This is a genomic window from Trabulsiella guamensis ATCC 49490 (assembly GCF_000734965.1).
Classification (GTDB): domain Bacteria; phylum Pseudomonadota; class Gammaproteobacteria; order Enterobacterales; family Enterobacteriaceae; genus Trabulsiella; species Trabulsiella guamensis.
In genome coordinates this window covers 69515-91202 of sequence record NZ_JMTB01000065.1, presented here as the reverse complement: position 1 = coordinate 91202, position 21688 = coordinate 69515, and the positions used below count along the sequence as shown (strand labels likewise).

19 protein-coding genes and 2 tRNA genes are annotated in these 21688 nt (G+C 55.3%); 18 read left to right on the top strand and 3 right to left on the bottom strand.

The genetic code is table 11. The annotated features are described in order from the left end of the window. Positions 1–20: 20 nt before the first annotated feature. Both asd and rsgA read right to left on the bottom strand, forming a co-directional pair. On the bottom strand, positions 21–989 hold the full coding sequence (gene asd, locus GTGU_RS10060; protein ID WP_038156306.1) for an archaetidylserine decarboxylase: 969 nt from the start codon (positions 987–989) through the stop codon (positions 21–23). Positions 990–1110: 121 nt separating this feature from the next. Then, positions 1111–2166: a small ribosomal subunit biogenesis GTPase RsgA gene (rsgA, locus tag GTGU_RS10055; protein WP_038156304.1), complete on the bottom strand. Its 1056-nt coding sequence runs from the start codon at positions 2164–2166 to the stop codon at positions 1111–1113. A gap of 128 nt (positions 2167–2294) precedes the next feature. On the opposite strand from rsgA, the gene orn reads away from it, so the two are divergent. The 3 genes from orn (at position 2295) to GTGU_RS10040 (ending at position 3394) form a co-directional block, all read left to right on the top strand. After that, positions 2295–2840, top strand: coding sequence for an oligoribonuclease (gene orn / locus GTGU_RS10050; protein WP_038156354.1), 546 nt, complete (start codon positions 2295–2297; stop codon positions 2838–2840). A gap of 244 nt (positions 2841–3084) precedes the next feature. Beyond that, positions 3085–3160: transfer RNA gene (locus GTGU_RS10045), tRNA-Gly, on the top strand. A 158-nt stretch (positions 3161–3318) separates the two neighbouring features. Next, positions 3319–3394, top strand: a tRNA-Gly gene (locus tag GTGU_RS10040). Between the two features lie 268 nt (positions 3395–3662). Here the strand turns inward: GTGU_RS10040 and queG are convergent. Continuing rightward, positions 3663–4802 carry a tRNA epoxyqueuosine(34) reductase QueG gene (gene queG, locus GTGU_RS10035; protein WP_038156302.1) on the bottom strand — a complete coding sequence of 380 codons (1140 nt, stop codon included), beginning with the start codon at positions 4800–4802 and terminating at the stop codon, positions 3663–3665. On the opposite strand from queG, the gene nnr reads away from it, so the two are divergent. The 15 genes from nnr to cuyB all read left to right on the top strand — a co-directional run bounded on the left by nnr (position 4801) and on the right by cuyB (position 21676). Continuing rightward, positions 4801–6327, top strand: coding sequence for a bifunctional ADP-dependent NAD(P)H-hydrate dehydratase/NAD(P)H-hydrate epimerase (nnr, locus tag GTGU_RS10030; protein WP_038156300.1), 1527 nt, complete (start codon positions 4801–4803; stop codon positions 6325–6327). The two genes, queG and nnr, sit on opposite strands and share 2 nt — an antisense overlap. Then, positions 6320–6781 (top strand): tRNA (adenosine(37)-N6)-threonylcarbamoyltransferase complex ATPase subunit type 1 TsaE, encoded by a 462-nt coding sequence (tsaE, locus tag GTGU_RS10025; RefSeq protein ID WP_038156298.1) that lies wholly within the window; start codon positions 6320–6322, stop codon positions 6779–6781. The genes nnr and tsaE overlap by 8 nt, the downstream gene beginning before the upstream one ends. Positions 6782–6799: 18 nt before the next feature. Continuing rightward, the gene (gene amiB, locus GTGU_RS10020; protein ID WP_038156296.1) at positions 6800–8131 is read left to right on the top strand and encodes an N-acetylmuramoyl-L-alanine amidase AmiB; all 1332 of its coding nucleotides are present in this window, start codon (positions 6800–6802) and stop codon (positions 8129–8131) included. A gap of 9 nt (positions 8132–8140) precedes the next feature. Continuing rightward, positions 8141–9997 carry a DNA mismatch repair endonuclease MutL gene (mutL, locus tag GTGU_RS10015; protein ID WP_038156295.1) on the top strand — a complete coding sequence of 619 codons (1857 nt, stop codon included), beginning with the start codon at positions 8141–8143 and terminating at the stop codon, positions 9995–9997. Next, positions 9990–10940, top strand: a complete 951-nt coding sequence (gene miaA / locus GTGU_RS10010; RefSeq protein ID WP_038156293.1) for a tRNA (adenosine(37)-N6)-dimethylallyltransferase MiaA — start codon at positions 9990–9992, stop codon at positions 10938–10940. The genes mutL and miaA overlap by 8 nt, the downstream gene beginning before the upstream one ends. Positions 10941–11024: 84 nt before the next feature. Continuing rightward, positions 11025–11333: an RNA chaperone Hfq gene (gene hfq / locus GTGU_RS10005; RefSeq protein ID WP_038156291.1), complete on the top strand. Its 309-nt coding sequence runs from the start codon at positions 11025–11027 to the stop codon at positions 11331–11333. A 75-nt stretch (positions 11334–11408) separates the two neighbouring features. After that, on the top strand, positions 11409–12689 hold the full coding sequence (gene hflX / locus GTGU_RS10000; protein ID WP_038156290.1) for a ribosome rescue GTPase HflX: 1281 nt from the start codon (positions 11409–11411) through the stop codon (positions 12687–12689). A 65-nt stretch (positions 12690–12754) separates the two neighbouring features. Then, positions 12755–14014 (top strand): FtsH protease activity modulator HflK, encoded by a 1260-nt coding sequence (gene hflK / locus GTGU_RS09995; protein WP_038156288.1) that lies wholly within the window; start codon positions 12755–12757, stop codon positions 14012–14014. Positions 14015–14016: 2 nt separating this feature from the next. Next, positions 14017–15021 (top strand): protease modulator HflC, encoded by a 1005-nt coding sequence (hflC, locus tag GTGU_RS09990; protein ID WP_038156286.1) that lies wholly within the window; start codon positions 14017–14019, stop codon positions 15019–15021. Positions 15022–15093: 72 nt separating this feature from the next. Further along, positions 15094–15291 carry a DUF2065 domain-containing protein gene (locus GTGU_RS09985; protein WP_038156285.1) on the top strand — a complete coding sequence of 66 codons (198 nt, stop codon included), beginning with the start codon at positions 15094–15096 and terminating at the stop codon, positions 15289–15291. 102 nt (positions 15292–15393) lie between these two features. Beyond that, the gene (gene purA, locus GTGU_RS09980; RefSeq protein WP_038156283.1) at positions 15394–16692 is read left to right on the top strand and encodes an adenylosuccinate synthase; all 1299 of its coding nucleotides are present in this window, start codon (positions 15394–15396) and stop codon (positions 16690–16692) included. A 138-nt stretch (positions 16693–16830) separates the two neighbouring features. Beyond that, positions 16831–17259: a nitric oxide-sensing transcriptional repressor NsrR gene (gene nsrR / locus GTGU_RS09975; RefSeq protein WP_038156281.1), complete on the top strand. Its 429-nt coding sequence runs from the start codon at positions 16831–16833 to the stop codon at positions 17257–17259. Between the two features lie 42 nt (positions 17260–17301). Next, a complete protein-coding gene (rnr, locus tag GTGU_RS09970; protein WP_038156279.1) occupies positions 17302–19743 on the top strand; it encodes a ribonuclease R in 2442 nt (813 codons plus the stop codon). A gap of 213 nt (positions 19744–19956) precedes the next feature. Continuing rightward, positions 19957–20961, top strand: coding sequence for a D-cysteate sulfo-lyase (gene cuyA / locus GTGU_RS09965; RefSeq protein WP_038156277.1), 1005 nt, complete (start codon positions 19957–19959; stop codon positions 20959–20961). Next, complete coding sequence (gene cuyB / locus GTGU_RS09960; RefSeq protein ID WP_038156276.1) at positions 20954–21676, top strand: cysteate racemase; 723 nt, start codon at positions 20954–20956, stop codon at positions 21674–21676. The genes cuyA and cuyB overlap by 8 nt, the downstream gene beginning before the upstream one ends. Positions 21677–21688: the final 12 nt, after the last annotated feature.

Below are 21688 nucleotides of genomic sequence, written 5' to 3'. Positions count from 1 at the left end.
GGGATACCTTTTGTCAGGAATTAACCTTCGTCATTCTTCTCATCAACCAGCGGGCTGGCGTCATGTTCAGCTTTAATTTCGTCGGCAGACAGCGGTGCAGGTTCTGCATCCGGCGTGACCATCGTTTCGGTGGAGTACGCCAGCGGTTGACCCAGTTTGGTGACCGACAGGCTTTGTAGTTGCTCAACCAGCGCGACTTTACCTGGCGCAAACAGGTTGATGACCGTAGAGCCGAGCTTGAAGCGGCCCATCTCCTGGCCTTTCAGCAACGCCACGGAACCTTCGCTTTCACCTTCCGGCCACGTCCAGCGCTTGATGATGCCTTCGCGCGGCGGTGTGATGGTGCCTGCCCAGACCGTTTCAATACTGCCAACAATCGTCGCGCCAACGAGGATCTGTGCCATCGGGCCAAATTCCGTATCAAACAGGCAGATCACGCGCTCGTTGCGGGCAAACAGGTTCGGGACGTTCTGCGCCGTCAGGTGGTTCACAGAAAACAGATCGCCCGGCACATAAATCATTTCACGCAGAATACCGTTACATGGCATGTGCACGCGGTGATAGTCGCGCGGTGAAAGGTAGGTTGTGGCAAAGGTCCCGTTGCGGAACAGTTCCGCCATCTGGTAGTTGCCCGCGAGCAGTGCTTCCAGCGTGTAGTCGTGTCCTTTAGCCTGCAGAATTTTGTTGTCTTCGATGTTACCAAGCTGGCTGATCACGCCGTCGGCAGGCATAACCAGTACGTTCGGATCCGTATTCAGCGGGCGGACTTCGTCGCGCAACGGGCGGACGAAAAAGTCGTTAAAGGTGCGATAGCTGGCGGTGTCCGGCTTTTGCGCCTCTTTCATGTCGACCTTGTAATACTTTACGAACAAATCGATGACCAGTTTGGTCAACCAGCCTGCTCGTTTGCTCGCACCCCAGCCTGCCAGGCGAGTGAGCCACAGTTTCGGCAGAATGTATTGCAGAGAAAGTTTAAGATCGTTTAACAAGGTAGCCTCCAGGCCATGATTTTTATCATTCCCAATCCGCGACGTTTTCAGCGGATCTTACAGAAAAGTGGCCGATTTTAACGATGACGGACGTAAATGTCAGTCATCGCAAGCATAATTCTCAGTTATCAGTTTCCGAAAAGTTTTTACGCGTTTTTACCTGCGACATGCTTTCAAGGATACGGTGGTAATTGTCGAAGCGGCTCTCCGCGATTTCCCCTTTTTCTACCGCGGCGCGGATAGCACAGCCGGGATCGGTATCGTGTTTACAGTCACGGTATTTGCAACTGCCCAGATAGTCATGGAATTCGACAAAGCCGTTGGTGATTTGTTCCGGCTCGAGATGCCACAACCCGAATTCGCGAACGCCGGGTGAGTCGATGACATCACCGCCATGCGGGAAGTGATACAGACGGGCGGCGGTGGTGGTGTGCTGCCCGAGGCCCGAGTTATCGGAGACATCGTTGGTCAGGATCTGGTCGTCATGCAGCCCCAGCAACGCGTTAAGCAGGCTGGATTTGCCCACGCCGGACTGCCCGGCAAAGATGCTGATGCGATCCGTTAATGCCTCTTCCAGCGGTTTTAAACCGTTCTGGGTGCGGCTGGAGACCATCAGCACGCGATAGCCGATGTGGCGATAGATATCCATTTGTTCATTGACGAAATCCATCCCGTCATCATCCAGCAGATCGATTTTGTTCAGCACGATAAGCGGTTCGACGTCGAGGGTTTCGCAGGCAACGAGATAACGATCGATAATATTCAGCGACAGCTCCGGCAAAATCGCGGAGACGATAATGACCTGATCGATATTGGCGGCGATCGGTTTTACGCCGTCGTAGAAGTCAGGACGGGTCAGTACAGAGGTACGCTCATGCACCGCCTCGACGATGCCTTTGACGTTGACGCCTTCTGCTGCGGTTTTGCCCGGTCGCCAGACCACGCGATCCCCGGTTACCAGTGAGCGGATCGTACGGCGAATATTGCAGCGGTGAATGTCACCATCGGCGGATTCCACGTCAGCATGCATACCAAAGCGACTAATGACGACCCCTTCAGCCGGTTCGCCAAACAAGTTGTCATCGAAATCGATCTTCTCCGAAGTCGTTTTGAGACGGCGCTGATGATTTGCTTTCACACGGCGCTGTTGACCTTTGGAGAGTTTATTTTTACTCAATCGTTATGGCTCCTGGTCGCCCTGTACGGGCAAAACCTCTATGATACACGCTATCTTAGATGAATATCGACCCGTCATCGTTCAGGACGTTGATAGGTCCGGATTGTGAAATTATGGTGGAAAATAGCATGAGTGCAGATGAAAACAACCTCATTTGGATCGATCTTGAAATGACCGGGCTGGATCCTGAGCGCGATCGTATCATTGAAATCGCCACGCTGGTGACCGATGCGAATCTGAACATTCTGGCGGAAGGGCCGACCATTGCTGTTCACCAGTCTGACGATCAACTGGCGCTGATGGACGAGTGGAATGTGCGCACCCACACTGGCAGCGGGCTGGTGGATCGGGTCAAAGCCAGCACTCAGGATGATCGCGCGGCTGAGCTTGCAACCATCGAATTTCTCAAACAGTGGGTGCCTGCGGGTAAATCGCCTATTTGCGGCAACAGCATCGGTCAGGATCGTCGTTTCCTGTTTAAATACATGCCGGAACTGGAAGCGTATTTCCACTATCGTTATCTTGATGTCAGCACGCTGAAAGAGCTGGCGCGTCGCTGGAAACCGGAAATTCTCGACGGTTTTAAGAAGCAGGGCACGCATAAAGCGATGGACGACATCCGCGAGTCAGTGGCCGAACTGGCATACTATCGCGAGCATTTTATTCAGTTGTAAGGCAGGTGAGCAGCGGCCCGGCAGGCTTGCACCGCCGGGCATTTGGCGCTAAATTGTGCATCTTGCTGATAAAAGCATCACTCAAACGGAAAACACAAAAAATTGCGGTTGAGGGGGTTGCAGCTCCACGGTTTTCTCGTATAATGCGCCTCCCGTAACGGCACAGATTTGTTGCGTTACGGCAGTCAAATTTAATCGAGTATTTCGCGTTGCAATGAATAGCGGCATGAAAGACGAAGATTATGCGGGAATAGCTCAGTTGGTAGAGCACGACCTTGCCAAGGTCGGGGTCGCGAGTTCGAGTCTCGTTTCCCGCTCCAAAATTTGAAAGTATCGAAAGATACGGAACCATCCTGATCACAGGATTTCGCGTTGCAACCAGGCGGCAACTGAACGAATCCTTAGGAGCTTACTAGAGTAAGTGACTAAGGTGAGCGAAGGCAGCCAACGCAGTGGCAGCGTGAAAGACGAAGATTAAGCGGGAATAGCTCAGTTGGTAGAGCACGACCTTGCCAAGGTCGGGGTCGCGAGTTCGAGTCTCGTTTCCCGCTCCAGATTTCTTTTCTTCACGATTATCCACAGCGCGGTTAGCGGCTGGCGGCGTTTTATTTCATGCCTGAAATACTCTTGTGAACAGAGTTATCCACAGAAAAAAGATCTCAACCTGTAACGACTAATCATTAGCAGGGTGAAGCATATATTGATATTTTATTGATATATAAAGGGAAAATTTGATTGCAAAGTGTTACTGCGATCACTTGACGATTTTCTGAGCCTTGAATCTCAATGCCTTTTTAATTTTATTCACATGCTGTGAATGAATCAGGCGTCACGCGGCAAACCTTTTTCTACCACACGAACCAACCGCAGCTTTTTCGGCGGCTGCACCTCGATAACGCAGCTATTTCGTTTCTCGATCTGTCTGGCGATCGCCCACGCAATGTGCTCATCAAGAAGTGGGTGCTCACCTCGCCGACTCTCCAGCGCCTGCATGTTTGCTTCATCCCAGGGGGCATTTCCCAGCGCGACCGCGATATTACGCAGCCAGCGCAGATGACCGATCCGGCGAATTGCCGAGCCTTCGGTGACTTTCAGGAACTTTTCTTCGCTCCAGCCGAACAGCTCTACCAGCTCCGGCGCATGCAGAGCTTTGCGAGGGCTGAAATCGTCTTCCCCGGTTAATTGCGAATAACGATTCCATGGGCAGATAAGCTGGCAGTCGTCGCAACCGTAGATGCGATTGCCAATCAGCGGGCGAAATTCCTCAGGAATGGCACCTTCGAGCTCAATGGTCAGATAGGAAATGCAGCGACGGGCGTCAACGGTGTAAGGCTCCACAATGGCGCCGGTCGGGCAGATGGTCATGCAGGCAACACAGCGCCCACACTCTTCTTCAACGGGTTTATCCACCGGTAAGGGGATATCCACCAGCAATTCACCGAGAAAGAAAAAGGAACCTGCGTCCCGGTTGAGGATAAGTGAGTGCTTACCTGTCCAGCCAAGCCCGGCTTTTTCTGCCAGCGGACGCTCCAGAACAGGCGCGGAATCGACAAAAGGTCTAAAATTCAGCGAAGCATATTGTTCCTGAATCTTTTCGCCAAGTTTTTTGAGACGGTTGCGCAAAAGCTTATGATAATCACGCCCAAGGGCATAACGGCTGACGTAACCGAGCGCGGGATTTTTCAGGGTACGGGCAAAGGCGGCATTCGCGGGCAGATAGTTCATCCGCACGCTGATCACGCGTAACGTGCCGGGGACGAGTTCATGAGGGCGGGCGCGCATCATGCCGTGACGCGCCATCCATTCCATCTCGCCGTGGTATTGTTTATCCAGCCAGGCCTGCAATTTTGGCTCGCTGGCGCTGAGATCGGTATCAGTAATACCGACCTGCTGAAAACCGAGTTCAGTGCCCCATTGTTTGATTTGTTGCGCTAACTGATTGAGATCGAGGGGCTGTGACATGACGGACCATACATTGACGAGGAACCTCGCAAGTATACCACATTCCATTTGGCCTGCGGATGACCTGCGTCGCGCCGAAAAAGAGGCGGCAGACAGTCTGGGACTGACCCTGCACGAACTGATGCTCCGGGCGGGCGAGGCGGCTTTTACCCTCGCTCGCAACACTTATCCTGACGCGCAACACTGGCTAGTGCTGTGCGGTCATGGCAATAACGGCGGCGACGGCTATGTAGTGGCGCGACTGGCCGCCGCGCAGGGTATTCGTGTGACGCTGCTGGCGCTGGAAAGCGACAAACCGCTACCGGAAGAAGCCTACGAAGCGCGCGACGCCTGGCTGAACGCGGGTGGCGTGATCCATGCCCCGGATATCCTCTGGTCTGAGGATATCGATTTGATTATCGATGGTCTGCTCGGCACCGGGCTTCGCAATGCGCCGCGTGACGATGTGGCTGATCTCATTGAGCGAGCGAATAAATCTCCTGCACCGGTGGTGGCGCTCGACATCCCTTCCGGACTGATTGCACAGACCGGCGCGACGCCGGGCGCGGTGATTCATGCCGCGCATACCCTGACGTTTATTGCCCTGAAACCGGGGCTCCTCACCGGCAAAGCCCGCGATGTGGTGGGAAAATTGCACCACCATTCGCTGGGGCTGGATAGCTGGCTTGCTGGTCAGCCGACCACCATTTCGCGTTTTGATGCCTCACAACTCGCTGACTGGCTGCCGCCGCGCCGCCCAACCTCGCACAAGGGCGACCATGGACGACTGGTGGTCATCGGCGGTGATCACGGTACCGCTGGTGCGATTCGTATGACCGGAGAAGCTGCATTGCGCACAGGCGCTGGCCTGGTGCGTGTGTTGACGCGTGTGGAAAACATCGCGCCTGTTATCACTGCCCGTCCGGAATTAATGGTTCATGAACTGACGCCGCAATCGCTGGATGATAGCCTGGAATGGGCTGATGTCGTGGTCATTGGGCCGGGGCTTGGGCAGCAATCCTGGGGGCAACAGGCCTTGCGGAAGGTTGAAAACATACGTAAACCGATGCTCTGGGACGCCGATGCGCTGAACCTTCTGGCAATCAACCCCGATAAACGTCACAATCGGTTATTAACCCCGCATCCCGGCGAAGCCGCCCGTTTGCTTGGCTGCCGTGTGGCAGACATTGAAAGCGACCGCTTATCAGCGGCACAGCGCCTGGTACAGCGTTACGGGGGTGTGGTGGTGCTGAAAGGGGCGGGCACTGTCGTGGCAGACGATGCCGGTCATCTTGGTATTATTGATGCCGGAAATGCCGGGATGGCCAGTGGCGGGATGGGCGATGTGCTGTCTGGCATTATCGGCGCATTGCTGGGACAGTCGCTGACGCTTTATGATGCAGCCTGCGCGGGCTGCGTGGCGCACGGCGCCGCTGCTGATATGCTGGCTGAGCGTTCTGGTACCCGCGGAATGCTGGCAACTGATCTTTTTTCCACGCTGAAGCGTGTTGTTAACCCGGATGTAATTGACGTAAACCATGATTAATCGAGTGATTTCTTTACCCGACGAGCAGGCAACTTTAGAACTGGGTCACCGCATCGCGCAGGCCTGTGCAGGCGCAACAGTGATTTATCTGTACGGTGATTTAGGCGCGGGTAAAACGACGTTCAGTCGCGGCTTTTTGCAGGCGCTGGGGCATAAAGGTAACGTAAAAAGCCCAACGTATACGCTGGTTGAGCCCTACGCGCTTGAGCCGTTGAACGTGTACCACTTTGATCTTTATCGACTTGCGGATCCAGAGGAGCTCGAATTTATGGGGATCCGCGACTATTTTACCGATGATGCCATCTGCCTGGTGGAGTGGCCGCAACAGGGCGCGGGTGTGCTGCCTGACCCGGATGTCGAAATTCACATAGATTACCAGGCACAAGGGCGGGAGGCGCGGGTGACCGCTGTCTCTGCGCTGGGCGAGTCATTACTGGCACGTTTAGCCAGTTAATTTTAAAGGGATGGCGGGATGATGTTTCGCGTTAAAAGTGCGTTGATGGCTGCACTGATGCTGCTGACCCTGCAGACAACCGCGGCCAGTTTATCCGACATTCAGGTGTCGAATGGCGACAAACAAGCCCGGATCACCTTCAGCTTTATGGGCGATCCGGAATATTCCTTTAGCCAGGATGGCAAGCGCAGTGTCGCGCTCGATATCAAACAGACCGGTGTGATCCAGGGGTTGCCACTGCAGTTCAGCGGGAATAACCTGGTCAAAAGTATCCGTTCGGGAACGCCGAAGGACAACCAGTCCCTGCGACTGGTGGTTGATCTGACCGAAAACGGTAAGACACGCGTGGCGAAACAGCAGAACGGTGCTAACTACACCGTTGTCTTTACTATCAATGCCGACGCGCCACCGCCACCTACGCCACCGCGTATGGTCGCGAAGCGCGTAGAGGCGCCTGCGGTGGTCTCGCGCCCGTCTGAACCTGCGCGAAATCCGTTTAAAGCCAACAACGATCGCATCACGGCTGCGACCAGCAGCAATACGGTAACGCGCCCGGCGGCGTCTGCCCGCGCGGTTGCGCCCGGCGATAAAGTGATTATCGCCATTGATGCCGGTCACGGCGGTCAGGATCCCGGTGCGATTGGCCCTGGCGGTACACGTGAGAAAAACGTCACTATTGCCATTGCCCGTAAACTGCGCACGCTGCTGAACGCTGACCCGATGTTCAAAGGGGTGATGACCCGCGACGGCGACTATTTTATTTCGGTGATGGGCCGCTCTGACGTGGCGCGTAAGCAGAACGCCAATTTCCTGGTATCGATTCACGCTGATGCTGCGCCGAATCGCGATGCGACTGGCGCGTCGGTGTGGGTGCTCTCGAATCGTCGCGCCAACAGTGAAATGGCGAGCTGGCTGGAGCAGCATGAGAAGCAGTCGGAACTGCTGGGCGGTGCTGGCGATGTGCTGGCGAATAGCCAGTCCGATCCCTACCTGAGCCAGGCGGTGCTGGATTTACAGTTCGGTCATTCTCAGCGTGTCGGGTATGATGTGGCGGTGAATGTGCTGGGGCAGATGCAGCGCGTGGGTAACCTGCATAAGCGTCACCCGGAACATGCCAGCCTCGGCGTACTGCGTTCCCCTGATATCCCGTCGATCCTGGTTGAAACGGGGTTCATCAGTAATACCAGCGAGGAACGCCTGCTGGCGAGCGATGAATTCCAGCAGCAAATCGCCGATGCGATTTACAGCGGCTTGCGGAAATATTTCGCGGCCCATCCGATACAGTCAGCACCGCAGGGCGAGAGTGCGCAAACCGCCAGCGCCGCATCGCCGGGCGCGCTGGTGAATTAAGGAGCGATCATGCCGATTCAGATTCTGCCGCCGCAGCTCGCGAACCAGATTGCCGCTGGTGAGGTGGTAGAGCGTCCTGCATCGGTGGTGAAAGAGCTGGTGGAAAACAGCCTCGACGCAGGTGCCACGCGGATAGATATCGATATCGAGCGTGGCGGCGCGAAGCTTATCCGCATCCGCGATAACGGCGGTGGCATTAAAAAAGAGGAACTGGCGCTGGCGCTGGCCCGTCATGCTACCAGTAAAATCGCCACGCTTGACGATCTGGAAGCGATCATCAGCCTCGGCTTTCGCGGCGAAGCGCTGGCCAGTATCAGCTCGGTCTCTCGTCTTACGCTGACCTCCCGCACCGCTGAACAGCAGGAAGCCTGGCAGGCCTACGCGGAAGGGCGCGATATGGAGGTGACGGTGAAACCCGCCGCGCACCCGGTCGGTACGACGCTGGAAGTCCTCGATCTCTTCTATAACACCCCGGCGCGCCGCAAGTTTATGCGCACCGAAAAAACCGAATTTGGTCATATCGATGAGGTGATTCGCCGCATTGCGCTGGCGCGATTTGATGTCACCATCAACCTTAATCACAACGGCAAAATGGTGCGCCAGTACCGCGCCGTTCAGCCGGACGGTCAGCAGGAGCGCCGTCTGGGGGCCATCTGCGGAACCCCTTTCCTTGAGCATGCGCTGGCAATTGAATGGCAGCATGGCGATCTGTCGCTGCGCGGCTGGGTGGTCGATCCGCAACACATCACTTCTGCGCTGGCGGAAATCCAGTACTGCTATGTCAACGGCCGTATGATGCGCGACCGCCTGATCAATCACGCGATTCGCCAGGCGTGTGAAGACAAACTGGGCGCGGATCAACAACCTGCGTTTGTGCTTTATTTGCAGATCGATCCGCATCAGGTGGATGTCAACGTTCACCCGGCGAAGCACGAAGTGCGTTTCCATCAGTCGCGGCTGGTGCATGACTTTATCTATCAGGGCGTGTTGAGCGTATTGCAACAGCAACTGGACGCGCCGTTACCGCTGGCGGAAGAAGACGCGCCGGCTCCCCGGCTGCTTCCTGAAAACCGGGTGGCAGCCGGACGCAACCAGTTTGCCGGACCTGTCACTGCGCGTGAGCCAGCGACACCTGCGTATACCGCGACGTCTGGCGGCACAGGTCGTGGGCAGGGTGGGGCCTCATGGCCGAACGCCCAACCGGGGTACCAGAAACAGCAGGGGGCGCTCTATCGTCAGTTGCTGGAAACCCCTGCCGCAGCGCACAAAGCGCCATCACCGCAGCCGGAGCAGGCGAACCTTGACGGGCACAGCCAGAGCTTTGGTCGGGTGCTCACCGTCGTGGCGGGAGATTGCGCGTTGCTCGAGCAGGAGGGGCGTTTGAGTTTGCTGGCGCTGCCTGTGGCAGAACGCTGGCTGAGACAGGCGCAGTTAATGCCAGGCAAAGAACCGGTTTGCGCGCAGCCGCTGCTGATCCCGCTGCGGTTAAAAGTCTCCGCACAAGAACAGCAGGCGCTGAAAAATCACCAGACGGTGCTGAGCGAGTTGGGCATCGACATGCAATCCGATGCCCAACATGTCACTGTCAGAGCGGTGCCTTTACCCTTAAGACAACAAAATTTACAAAACTTGATTCCTGAACTGATAGGCTACCTTGCGCAGCAAAAAACGGTGGTCGCGGGCGATGTTGCCCAGTGGATTTCCCGCAATCTTGCGAGTGAGCATGACCACTGGAATATGGCCCAGGCGATAGCTGTTCTGGCCGATGTGGAGCGTTTATGCCCGCAACTGGTCAAGGCGCCACCGGGTGGCCTGTTACAATCCGTTGACTTGCATTCGGCGATGAACGCCCTGAAAGATGAGTGAAGCAGTAGAAACCAGCCTGCCAAAGGCGATTTTTTTGATGGGGCCAACGGCCTCCGGTAAAACCGCATTAGCGATCGCATTGCGTAAAGTTTTGCCAGTAGAGTTGATAAGCGTTGATTCTGCCCTTATTTATCAGGGGATGGATATCGGAACGGCAAAGCCTGACGCACAAGAGCTTCGCGCGGCGCCGCACCGGTTACTGGACATCCTCGACCCGGCGCAAGCGTATTCGGCGGCAGATTTTCGCCGCGATGCGTTAGTGGAGATGGCAGAGATCACCGCAGCGGGACGGATCCCGTTGCTGGTGGGTGGAACGATGTTATATTTCAAGGCCTTGCTGGAAGGATTGTCGCCGTTACCCTCGGCGGATCCGGAGATCAGAGCCAGAATTGAGCAGGATGCCGCAGAGCGCGGATGGAATGCCCTGCACGAGCAGCTTCAGGAGATAGATCCGGTTGCTGCCGCGCGTATTCATCCGAATGATCCGCAAAGACTTTCCCGAGCACTGGAAGTTTTTTTCATTTCGGGTAAAACTTTAACGGAACTGACGCAAACGTCAGGAGACGCTTTGCCGTATCAGGTGCATCAGTTCGCCATCGCCCCGGCGAGCCGTGAACTGCTCCATCAGCGCATCGAGCAGCGTTTTCATCAGATGTTAGCTTCAGGTTTTGAAGCAGAAGTGCGGGCGCTTTTTGCCCGTGGAGATTTGCATAAGGATATGCCTTCCGTTCGTTGTGTGGGGTACCGCCAGATGTGGTCTTATCTTGAAGGCGAGATTTCATATGATGAAATGGTTTATCGAGGTGTTTGCGCCACGAGGCAGCTCGCCAAGCGCCAGGTAACCTGGTTGCGCGGTTGGGACGGTGTTCACTGGCTTGATAGCGAACAACCGCAACAGGCGCTCAATGAAGTATTACAGGTTGTTGGTGCGAGTGCAGGCTGAATGTGTACAATTGAACCGTATCGTGCGCAATTTTCAGAACCACAGGGTTCTAAGTACAAAACAAGCATATAAGGAAAAGAGAGAATGGCTAAGGGGCAATCTTTACAAGATCCGTTCCTGAACGCATTGCGTCGGGAGCGTGTTCCGGTTTCTATTTATTTGGTGAATGGTATTAAGCTGCAAGGTCAAATTGAGTCTTTCGATCAGTTCGTGATCCTGTTGAAAAACACGGTCAGCCAGATGGTCTATAAGCACGCGATTTCTACCGTTGTTCCGTCCCGCCCTGTATCTCATCACAGCAACAATGCAGGTGGCGGTACCGGTAGCAATTACCACCATGGCAGCAACGCGCAGGGTTCTGCTGCGCCACAAGACAGCGACGAAACCGAATAAGGTTTATGGCTGTTTTTCTATGTCGGGGAGCCAGGTTTTCTGCGTTCCCCGCTGATCTTTTTTGAGGGTTGACGCTTGTTTGACCGTTATGACGCCGGTGAGCAGGCGGTACTGGTACACATCTATTTTTCGCAAGACAAAGATATGGAAGACCTCCAGGAGTTTGAATCTCTGGTCTCTTCCGCCGGTGTCGAAGCAATGCAGGTGATTACCGGTAGCCGTAAAGCACCGCACCCGAAGTATTTTGTTGGTGAAGGTAAAGCTGTCGAAATTGCGGACGCCGTAAAAGCGACGGGCGCTTCCGTCGTCTTGTTTGACCATGCATTGACCCCGGCCCAGGAACGTAACCTGGAGCGCCTTTGCGAATGCCGTGTGATTGATCGCACCGGCCTGATTTTAGATATTTTTGCTCAGCGTGCGCGAACCCATGAAGGTAAGTTGCAGGTTGAGCTGGCGCAACTGCGCCATCTGGCAACGCGCCTGGTGCGCGGCTGGACCCACCTTGAAAGGCAAAAAGGCGGGATTGGTTTGCGCGGTCCGGGTGAGACCCAGCTTGAAACCGACCGTCGTTTGCTGCGCAATCGCATTATGCAGATCCTCTCGCGGCTGGAAAAAGTGGAAAAACAGCGCGAGCAGGGACGCCGTTCGCGAACCAAAGCGGATATTCCGACCGTCTCGCTGGTGGGGTACACCAACGCCGGAAAATCAACGCTGTTTAACCAGATCACGGAAGCTCAGGTGTATGCGGCAGACCAGCTGTTCGCCACCCTGGATCCGACGCTGCGTCGTATTGATGTCGCGGATGTCGGAGAAACGGTGCTGGCGGATACCGTCGGCTTTATTCGCCATTTGCCGCACGATCTGGTCGCGGCGTTTAAAGCGACGCTGCAGGAGACCCGGCAGGCGACGCTGCTGTTGCACGTTATTGATGCGGCCGATGTCCGGGTGCAGGAAAACATTGATGCTGTGAATACGGTTCTCGAAGAGATCGACGCGCATGAGATCCCGACACTGCTGGTCATGAACAAAATCGATATGCTGGATGATTTCGAACCGCGTATCGACAGAGATGATGAAAATAAACCGATTCGGGTCTGGCTCTCTGCACAGACCGGAGTGGGCGTACCACTGCTTTTCCAGGCTTTAACTGAGCGTCTTTCCGGGCAAATTGCGCAGCACACACTGCGTTTGCCGCCGAAAGAAGGGCGTCTGCGAAGCCGGTTTTATCAGCTTCAGGCGATAGAAAAAGAGTGGTTGGAGGATGACGGTAGCGTCGGCATACAGGTGCGAATGCCTGTCGTCGACTGGCGTCGCCTCTGTAAACAAGAACCGGCACTGTCTGACTACATCGTCTGACAGTGCAGCTTGCCTGAAGATATTAACCCCGTTTGGGGTACCCAAAACAAATATGGAGCATAAACATGGCGTGGAATCAGCCCGGTAATAACGGACAGGACCGCGACCCGTGGGGAAGCAGCAATAATCAAGGCGGCAACTCTGGGGGAAATGGAAACAAAGGTGGTCGCGATCAAGGACCGCCGGATCTGGATGATATCTTCCGCAAACTGAGCAAAAAGCTTGGTGGTTTTGGCGGTGGTAATAAAGGGGGCCAGGGCGGCGGCAGTAATCCGCAGGGGCCTCGCGTTCAGATGGGCGGTCGCATTGTCGGTATTGTTGCCGCTGCCGTGGTCATCATCTGGGCCGCGACAGGTTTCTACACCATTAAAGAAGCAGAACGTGGTGTCGTCACGCGCTTTGGTAAATTCAGCCATCTGGTTGAGCCGGGCCTTAACTGGAAGCCGACGTTTATCGATAATGTCACGCCAGTTAACGTTGAAGCGGTGCGTGAGCTGGCTGCGTCCGGCGTGATGCTGACCTCCGATGAAAACGTAGTGCGCGTTGAAATGAACGTTCAGTATCGCGTAACCGATCCGCAGCGCTACCTGTTCAGCGTGACCAGTGCTGATGACAGCCTGCGTCAGGCGACGGACAGCGCCCTACGTGGCGTTATCGGCAAATACACCATGGACCGCATCCTGACCGAAGGTCGTACCGTTATTCGTAGCGATACCCAGCGTGAACTGGAAGAGACCATTCGTCCGTACAACATGGGCATCACTCTGCTTGACGTTAACTTCCAGGCTGCGCGTCCGCCGGAAGAGGTGAAAGCGGCGTTTGACGATGCGATTGCGGCGCGTGAGAACGAGCAGCAGTACATCCGTGAAGCGGAAGCGTATACCAACGAAGTTCAGCCGCGTGCTAACGGCCAGGCACAGCGTATCCTCGAAGAGGCGCGCGCATACAAGACCCAGACCATCCTGGAAGCGCAGGGTGAAGTGGCGCGTTTCGCGAAGATCCTGCCGGAGTATAAAGCCGCACCGGAAATCACCCGTGAACGTCTGTATATCGAAAGCATGGAAAAAGTGCTGAGCCATACCCGCAAAGTGCTGGTTAACGATAAAGGCGGAAACCTGATGGTGCTGCCGCTGGACCAGATGCTGAAAGGCAGCAGCGCTGCCGGGGCAAAGAGTGACAACAGCGGTGCAAACAACCTGCTGCGTCTGCCGCCGGCGTCCTCATCCAGCAGCGCCAGCAACACATCGTCCTCCAGCCAGGGCGATATTATGGACCAACGCCGCGCCAACGCGCAGCGTAACGACTACCAGCGTCAGGGGGAATAACGATGCGTAAGTCAGTTATTGCGATTATCATCATCGTGCTGGTAGGGCTGTATACGTCTGTTTTTGTTGTTAAAGAAGGCGAGCGCGGGATTACGCTGCGTTTCGGCAAAGTCGTACGTGACGATGACAACAAACCGCTGGTGTACGAGCCAGGCCTGCATTTTAAAGTGCCTTTTATTGAATCGGTTAAAACGCTCGATGCCCGCATTCAGACCATGGACAACCAGGCTGATCGCTTTGTCACCAAAGAGAAAAAAGACCTGATCGTTGACTCCTACATCAAGTGGCGCATCAGCGATTTCAGCCGTTACTATCTGGCGACTGGCGGCGGCGACGTCTCCCAGGCCGAGGTGCTGCTGAAGCGTAAATTCTCTGACCGTCTGCGTTCTGAAATTGGTCGTCTGGATGTGAAAGACATCGTTACCGACTCTCGTGGTCGCCTGACGCTGGAAGTGCGTGATGCGCTGAACTCCGGCTCTGCGGGTACGGAAGATGAAGTGTCGACGCCTGCCGCCGATGACGCGATTGCCAAAGCGGCAGAGCGTGTTCAGGAAGAGACCAACGGTAAAGTGCCGGTGATCAACCCGAACAGTATGGCGGCGTTGGGTATCGAAGTGGTGGACGTACGTATCAAGCAGATCAACCTGCCGGCGGAAGTGTCCGAAGCGATTTACAACCGTATGCGCGCCGAGCGTGAAGCGGTTGCCCGTCGCCACCGTTCACAGGGTCAGGAAGAAGCGGAAAAACTGCGTGCGACCGCGGACTATGAAGTGACCAAAACCCTGGCGGAAGCTGAGCGTCAGGGCCGCATTATGCGTGGTGAAGGCGATGCCGAAGCCGCGAAACTGTTCGCCGACGCCTTCAGTCAGGATCCGGATTTCTATGCCTTTATCCGTAGCCTGCGTGCTTACGAAAACAGCTTCGAAAGCAACCAGGATGTGATGGTCATGAGTCCGGACAGTGATTTCTTCCGTTATATGAAGACGCCCGGTAATGCCACGCGATAAACTGCACCGCGTTTGAGGCATCAAACCACCGCTCTCTTCGGAAGCGGTGGTTTTCTTTTATAAGGTAGCGAAATGAATTCAACAATTTTGCTGGCGCTCGCGCTGGTTCTGGTGCTGGAAGGGCTTGGTCCCATGCTCTACCCGCGCGCCTGGCGGCGGATGGTTGCTGCGATGAGTCAGTTGCCGGATAACCTGTTACGTCGTTTTGGTGGCGGTCTTGTGGTTGCCGGGATTGTCATCTACTACATGTTGAGGAAAACGATTGGCTGATCAATTTCCAGTCAGATTTGCCTAATTTTAGGGTCAAAAAGTGCTGTAACTCTGAAAAAGCGATGGTAGAATCCATTTTTAAGCAAACGGTGATTTTGAAAAATGGGTAACAACGTCGTCGTACTGGGCACCCAATGGGGTGACGAAGGTAAAGGAAAGATCGTCGATCTTCTGACTGAACGGGCCAAATATGCTGTACGCTACCAGGGCGGACATAACGCAGGCCATACTCTCGTAATCAACGGTGAAAAAACCGTCCTCCATCTTATTCCATCAGGTATTCTTCGCGAAAACGTCACCAGCATCATTGGTAATGGCGTTGTGCTGTCGCCTGCTGCGCTGATGAAAGAGATGAAAGAACTGGAAGACCGTGGTATCCCGGTTCGTGAACGTCTGCTGCTCTCTGAAGCATGCCCGTTGATCCTCGATTATCACGTTGCGCTGGATAACGCACGTGAGAAAGCGCGTGGCGCGAAAGCCATCGGCACCACGGGTCGTGGTATCGGGCCGGCTTACGAAGATAAAGTCGCTCGTCGCGGTCTGCGCGTGGGTGACCTGTTCGACAAAGCTGCCTTCGCTGACAAACTGAAAGAAGTGATGGAATATCACAACTTCCAGCTGGTGAACTTCTATAAAGCAGATGCGGTTGATTACCAGAAAGTACTGGATGATGTCATGACGGTTGCCGACATCCTCACCGGGATGGTGGTTGACGTCTCCGATCTGCTGGATCAGGCGCGTAAGCGTGGCGATTTCGTCATGTTTGAAGGCGCGCAGGGTACGCTGCTGGATATCGACCACGGTACCTATCCGTACGTGACCTCCTCCAACACCACCGCGGGTGGCGTGGCGACAGGTTCTGGCCTTGGCCCGCGTTACGTTGATTACGTGCTGGGTATCCTGAAAGCCTACTCCACTCGCGTGGGTGCAGGTCCGTTCCCGACGGAACTGTTTGATGACATCGGTGAGTTCCTGTGCAAACAGGGTAACGAATATGGTGCGACCACGGGTCGTCGCCGTCGTACTGGCTGGCTGGATTCCGTTGCTGTACGTCGTGCTGTGCAGATCAACTCCCTGTCTGGCTTCTGCCTGACCAAACTGGACGTCCTGGACGGCCTGAAGGAAGTGAAAATCTGTGTGGCTTACCGTCTGCCGGATGGCCGTGAAGTCACTACTACACCGCTGGCGGCTGATGACTGGGAAGGCATTGTGCCCGTCTACGAAACCATGCCAGGTTGGTCTGAATCGACCTTCGGTGTGAAAACGCGTAGCGGCCTGCCGCAGGCAGCGCTGAACTACATCAAGCGTATTGAAGAACTGACGGGTGTCCCGGTTGATATTATCTCCACCGGTCCGGACCGTACTGAAACCATGATCCTGCGCGACCCGTTCGACGCATAATCATGCCGGGGCACGATAGCCGTGCCCCTCCTTCTTTCTGCTTTTTTACTTCCCCGTTCGAATTAATTAGCCCGTTACTATCTGGCTGGTTTATCATCAATAGTAATAATCTCCGCTTTTCCCCTTTTTGAGGTTGATGTGCAGTTAACAAGTTTCACCGATTACGGATTACGTGCGCTAATCTATATGGCGTCGTTGCCTAACGGCCGTATGACCAGTATCTCTGAAGTGACAGAGGTATACGGTGTGTCCCGTAATCACATGGTTAAAATAATCAACCAGCTTAGCCGCGCTGGCTACGTTGCTGCTGTGCGTGGAAAAAACGGCGGGATCCGCTTAGGTAAACCGGCTGCATCAATTCGTGTGGGAGATGTTGTTCGCGAACTTGAACCGCTTTCGCTGGTGAATTGCAGTAGTGAATTTTGCCACATTACCCCTGCCTGTCGTCTGAAACAGGCCCTTTCTAATGCCGTGAATAGTTTCCTTAAGGAACTGGATAACTACACACTGGCTGATTTGGTTGAAGAGAATCAACCGCTTTATAAATTATTGCTGGTGGAAGAATGACAAAAAAAGGCTTTCACCAGAGATGACAACGGAGGAACCGAGATGTCACAAGATCCTTTCCTGGAACGCGAAGCAGAAAAATACACCAATCCTATCCCGAGCCGGGAATTCATCCTTGATCATTTATCTAAACGCGAAAAACCCGCCAGCCGTGAAGAGCTTGCGGTTGAACTGAATATTGATGGCGAAGAGCAGCAGGAAGCGCTGCGCCGTCGTCTGCGTGCCATGGAGCGCGACGGACAACTGGTCTTTACCCGCCGCCAGTGCTATGCGCTGCCGGAACGCCTCGATCTGCTGAAAGGAACCGTCATTGGCCACCGTGATGGCTACGGCTTCCTGCGCATCGAAGGGCGCAAGGACGATTTGTATCTCTCCAGCGAGCAGATGAAAACCTGCATTCACGGTGATGTGGTGCTGGCGCAGCCACTGGGCGCTGATCGCAAAGGTCGCCGCGAAGCGCGCATCGTGCGTGTGCTGGTGCCGAAAACCAGCCAGATCGTGGGTCGTTATTTTACCGATGCTGGCGTGGGCTTTGTCGTGCCGGATGACAGCCGCCTGAGTTTCGATATTCTCATCCCGCCGGAAGAGATTATGGGCGCGCGCATGGGTTACGTGGTGGTGGTGGAACTCACCCAGCGTCCGACGCGCCGTACCAAAGCGGTGGGTAAAATCGTTGAAGTGCTTGGCGACAACATGGGCACAGGTATGGCCGTTGATATGGCGCTGCGCACCCATGAAATTCCTTACGTCTGGCCGCAGGCGGTGGAAAAGCAGATTGCCGGTCTGAAAGAGCAGGTACCGGAATCGGCAAAAGCCGGACGCGTTGATCTACGTAGTCTGCCGCTGGTCACCATTGACGGTGAAGACGCCCGCGATTTTGATGATGCGGTCTACTGCGAGAAAAAACGCGGTGGCGGCTGGCGTCTGTGGGTGGCGATTGCAGACGTGAGCTATTACGTGCGACCAGGCACGGCGCTGGATAACGAAGCGCGCAGCCGCGGTACCTCCGTCTATTTCCCGTCGCAAGTGGTCCCGATGCTGCCGGAAGTGCTCTCCAACGGTCTGTGCTCGCTGAACCCACAGGTTGATCGCCTGTGTATGGTCTGCGAAATGACGATTTCGTCAAAAGGCCGTCTGACGGGCTACAAATTCTACGAAGCGGTGATGAGCTCTCATGCGCGTCTGACCTACACCAAAGTGTGGCACATGCTGCAGGGTGATCAGGATCTGCGTGAGCAGTACGCGCCGCTGGTGAGACACATTGAAGAGCTGCATACCCTCTACAAAGTGCTGGACAGCGCCCGCGAAGAGCGCGGTGGCATTTCGTTCGAGAGTGAAGAGGCGAAGTTTATTTTCAACGCCGAACGTCGTATTGAGCGCATTGAGCAAACTCAGCGTAACGACGCGCACAAGCTGATTGAAGAGTGCATGATCCTGGCGAACATTTCTGCGGCACGTTTCGTGGAAAAAGCCAACGAGCCAGCGCTGTTCCGTATCCACGACAAGCCGAGCAACGAGGCGATCACCGCATTCCGTTCGGTACTGGCTGAGTTAGGGCTGGAACTGCCTGGCGGTAATAAGCCAGAGCCACGGGATTACGCCGAACTGCTGGAATCCATTGCCGATCGCCCTGATCATGAGATGCTGCAAACCATGCTGCTGCGTTCCATGAAGCAGGCGGTATACGACCCGGAAAACCGCGGTCACTTTGGCCTGGCGTTGCAGTCTTACGCTCACTTTACCTCGCCGATTCGCCGCTATCCTGACCTGTCGCTGCACCGCGCCATTAAATATCTGCTGGCGAAAGAGCAGGGGCATAAAGGCAACAGTACCGAGACCGGTGGCTGGCACTACAGCATGGAAGAGATGCTGCAACTGGGCGAGCACTGCTCAATGACTGAGCGTCGTGCTGACGAAGCCACCCGAGAAGTCTCTGACTGGCTGAAGTGCGACTTTATGCAGGATCAGGTCGGCAATGTCTTCCCGGGCGTCATCGCAAGCGTTACCGGGTTTGGTTTCTTCGTGCGACTGGACGACCTGTTTATCGACGGTCTGGTTCACGTCTCCACGCTGGATAACGACTACTACCGCTTTGACCAGATCGGCCAGCGCCTGATCGGCGAATCCGGCGGTCAGACTTATCGTCTGGGTGATCGTGTTGAAGTGCGTGTCGAAGCGGTCAATATGGACGAGCGTAAGATCGACTTCACGCTGATCTCCAGCGAACGAGGCCCACGCAACGTCGGTAAGACTGCCCGTGAGAAAGCGAAAAAATCCGCCAGTGGCAAGCCAGCGAGCCGTCGCCGGAATGCAGGCAAAAAGGTGAATTTCGAGCCGGACAGCGCATTCCGCGGTGAGAAGAAACAAAAGCCAAAAGCGGCGAAGAAAGAGGCCAGAAAAGCGAAAAAGCCTTCTGCTAAAACGCAGAAAATTGCCGCCGCTACCAAAGCTAAACGCGCAGCGAAAAAAACGACCGCGCAGTAATACCCCCTCAATAACCCCTTCCTTTGGCAAGGGGTTATTCTTTTTTGCCGCAAGCCATTCCAGAACAGAATAACTCCTCGCCTTACTCTCCCTTATTTCCTGCTTATTCGTTTTTCAGTAATCGATATTTATTATTCTTTATTAGCCAAATCAGGCAGATGTGTATAGTGAATTTCACTTCTGAAATACCCTCTTGATGAATAGGGAGCGTTTATGCATCTGGCCCGGTTTCCACGAATTTCACTTGGTCATTTTCCCACACCGCTGGAGCCGCTGAATAATTTAACCCGGTTATTAGGCGGCCCCCAAATCTGGATTAAACGCGACGACGCTACGGGTCTGGCAACAGGCGGAAATAAAACCCGCAAGCTGGAATTCCTGCTTGCGGATGCGCTGCAAAAAAAAGCTGATGTGGTTATTACCCAGGGGGCAACGCAGTCTAACCATGTGCGCCAGACTATTGCCGGCGCTGCACGCCTCGGGCTGAAAGCGAAAGCGCTGCTGGAAAAGCGCGTCACCGATTTTGGCGAGGATTATCAGCGCTCAGGCAATGTGTTACTTGATAACCTGCTGGGCGGTGACATCGTCGCTCATCTGCCGGGCGGTACTGATATGCAACAGGCGATGGAAGAGTACGCTGCGACGCTACGCGAGCAGGGGCACAACCCGTATATCATCCCCGGCGGCGGCTCGAATCCGACAGGCGCACTGGGCTATGTGGCCTGCGCGGAAGAGCTGCTTTACCAGTCTTCAGAACGCCGTCTGCGCATTGATCACGTTGTTCACGCCACCGGCAGCACCGGTACGCAGGCCGGGTTAGTGGCCGGTTTTACCGCTACGAACAGCCATATTCCGGTGCTGGGGGTTAGCGTGCGGGCGCCAAAAGCGAAACAGGAAGAGAACGTCTGGAATCTGGCCTCGCGGACGCTGGAATTGCTCGGCGTGCCGGGAGAATTATCACGACACGCGGTGGTGGCGAATAGCGATTACGTTGGTGACGGGTACGGGATACCGACGGAAGGGACGCTGGAAGCGCTGACGCTGCTGGCCCGCCATGAAGGCATCCTGCTCGATCCGGTCTATTCGGCAAAAGGAATGGCCGGGCTTATCGATCTCATCCGCAAAGGCCATTTCCGCCAGGATGAAAACGTCGTCTTTATCCATACCGGCGGCGCGGCGGGGTTATTTGGGTATCGTCAGGTGCTGGAGCATGGCTAAGCCCTTTTTGCTTGGCGTGCTCGGCGGGATGGGGCCGCTTGCGACACTGGATTTTCAGCGTCGTCTGCTGGACGCCACGCCCGCGCAAAGCGATCAGCAGCAACTGCCCACGGTGGTCTGGAATGTGCCGCAAATCGCGGATCGCCAGAAAGCGCTGGCGGGTACCGGGCCGTCGCCTTTGCCGCAGCTTATCCACGGTATTAAGGCACTGAATCAGGCAGGCGCAAGTTATATCGCAATCCCCTGCAATACGGCGCACCACTGGTATGACGCGCTCAGTGAGGTGAGTGAGGCGCCCATTCTGCACATCGTTGATGCCACGCTGGATGCGTTGGCGCAGTCTGTGGAAAGACCGCAGCGGGTTGGCGTGATTGCGACCAAAGGCACGCTGGATGCGGGCTGGTATCAGCGCCGGCTGGCTTTGCAGGGCATTGAGGTGGTGACACCGACGGAAGAGGAGCTGGCGCAATGGTTTGTGCCGGGCTGCTACGCGGTAAAACGCGGAGCGCTGGTGGAAGGGGGCGCGTTGCTGTCGCGGCAGGCCAGTGCGCTGTTTGCCCGCGGTGCGCAAAAACTGGTGCTGGCCTGCACCGAAGTGCCTGTTGCGCTTGAGGCCGTCAATGCGCCGTTTCTTCATCTCACCTGGGATCCGGCGCAGGCACTGGCGGAGCGATGTTCGCATTTATGGCAATCCCAGGGCGTTTTTAACAGATAAGCCGTCCGGTGC

Bases quoted from the DNA above. Each gene is read 5' to 3' on its own strand.
- nnr (WP_038156300.1), top strand. From the start codon at position 4,801: ATGACGGACCATACATTGACGAGGAACCTCGCAAGTATACCACATTCC.
- hfq (WP_038156291.1), top strand. From the start codon at position 11,025: ATGGCTAAGGGGCAATCTTTACAAGATCCGTTCCTGAACGCATTGCGT.
- hflC (WP_038156286.1), top strand. From the start codon at position 14,017: ATGCGTAAGTCAGTTATTGCGATTATCATCATCGTGCTGGTAGGGCTG.
- orn (WP_038156354.1), top strand. From the start codon at position 2,295: ATGAGTGCAGATGAAAACAACCTCATTTGGATCGATCTTGAAATGACC.
- purA (WP_038156283.1), top strand. From the start codon at position 15,394: ATGGGTAACAACGTCGTCGTACTGGGCACCCAATGGGGTGACGAAGGT.
- hflK (WP_038156288.1), top strand. From the start codon at position 12,755: ATGGCGTGGAATCAGCCCGGTAATAACGGACAGGACCGCGACCCGTGG.
- rnr (WP_038156279.1), top strand. From the start codon at position 17,302: ATGTCACAAGATCCTTTCCTGGAACGCGAAGCAGAAAAATACACCAAT.
- miaA (WP_038156293.1), top strand. From the start codon at position 9,990: ATGAGTGAAGCAGTAGAAACCAGCCTGCCAAAGGCGATTTTTTTGATG.
- queG (WP_038156302.1), bottom strand. From the start codon at position 4,802: ATGTCACAGCCCCTCGATCTCAATCAGTTAGCGCAACAAATCAAACAA.
- cuyA (WP_038156277.1), top strand. From the start codon at position 19,957: ATGCATCTGGCCCGGTTTCCACGAATTTCACTTGGTCATTTTCCCACA.
- amiB (WP_038156296.1), top strand. From the start codon at position 6,800: ATGATGTTTCGCGTTAAAAGTGCGTTGATGGCTGCACTGATGCTGCTG.
- tsaE (WP_038156298.1), top strand. From the start codon at position 6,320: ATGATTAATCGAGTGATTTCTTTACCCGACGAGCAGGCAACTTTAGAA.
- mutL (WP_038156295.1), top strand. From the start codon at position 8,141: ATGCCGATTCAGATTCTGCCGCCGCAGCTCGCGAACCAGATTGCCGCT.
- cuyB (WP_038156276.1), top strand. From the start codon at position 20,954: ATGGCTAAGCCCTTTTTGCTTGGCGTGCTCGGCGGGATGGGGCCGCTT.
- GTGU_RS09985 (WP_038156285.1), top strand. From the start codon at position 15,094: ATGAATTCAACAATTTTGCTGGCGCTCGCGCTGGTTCTGGTGCTGGAA.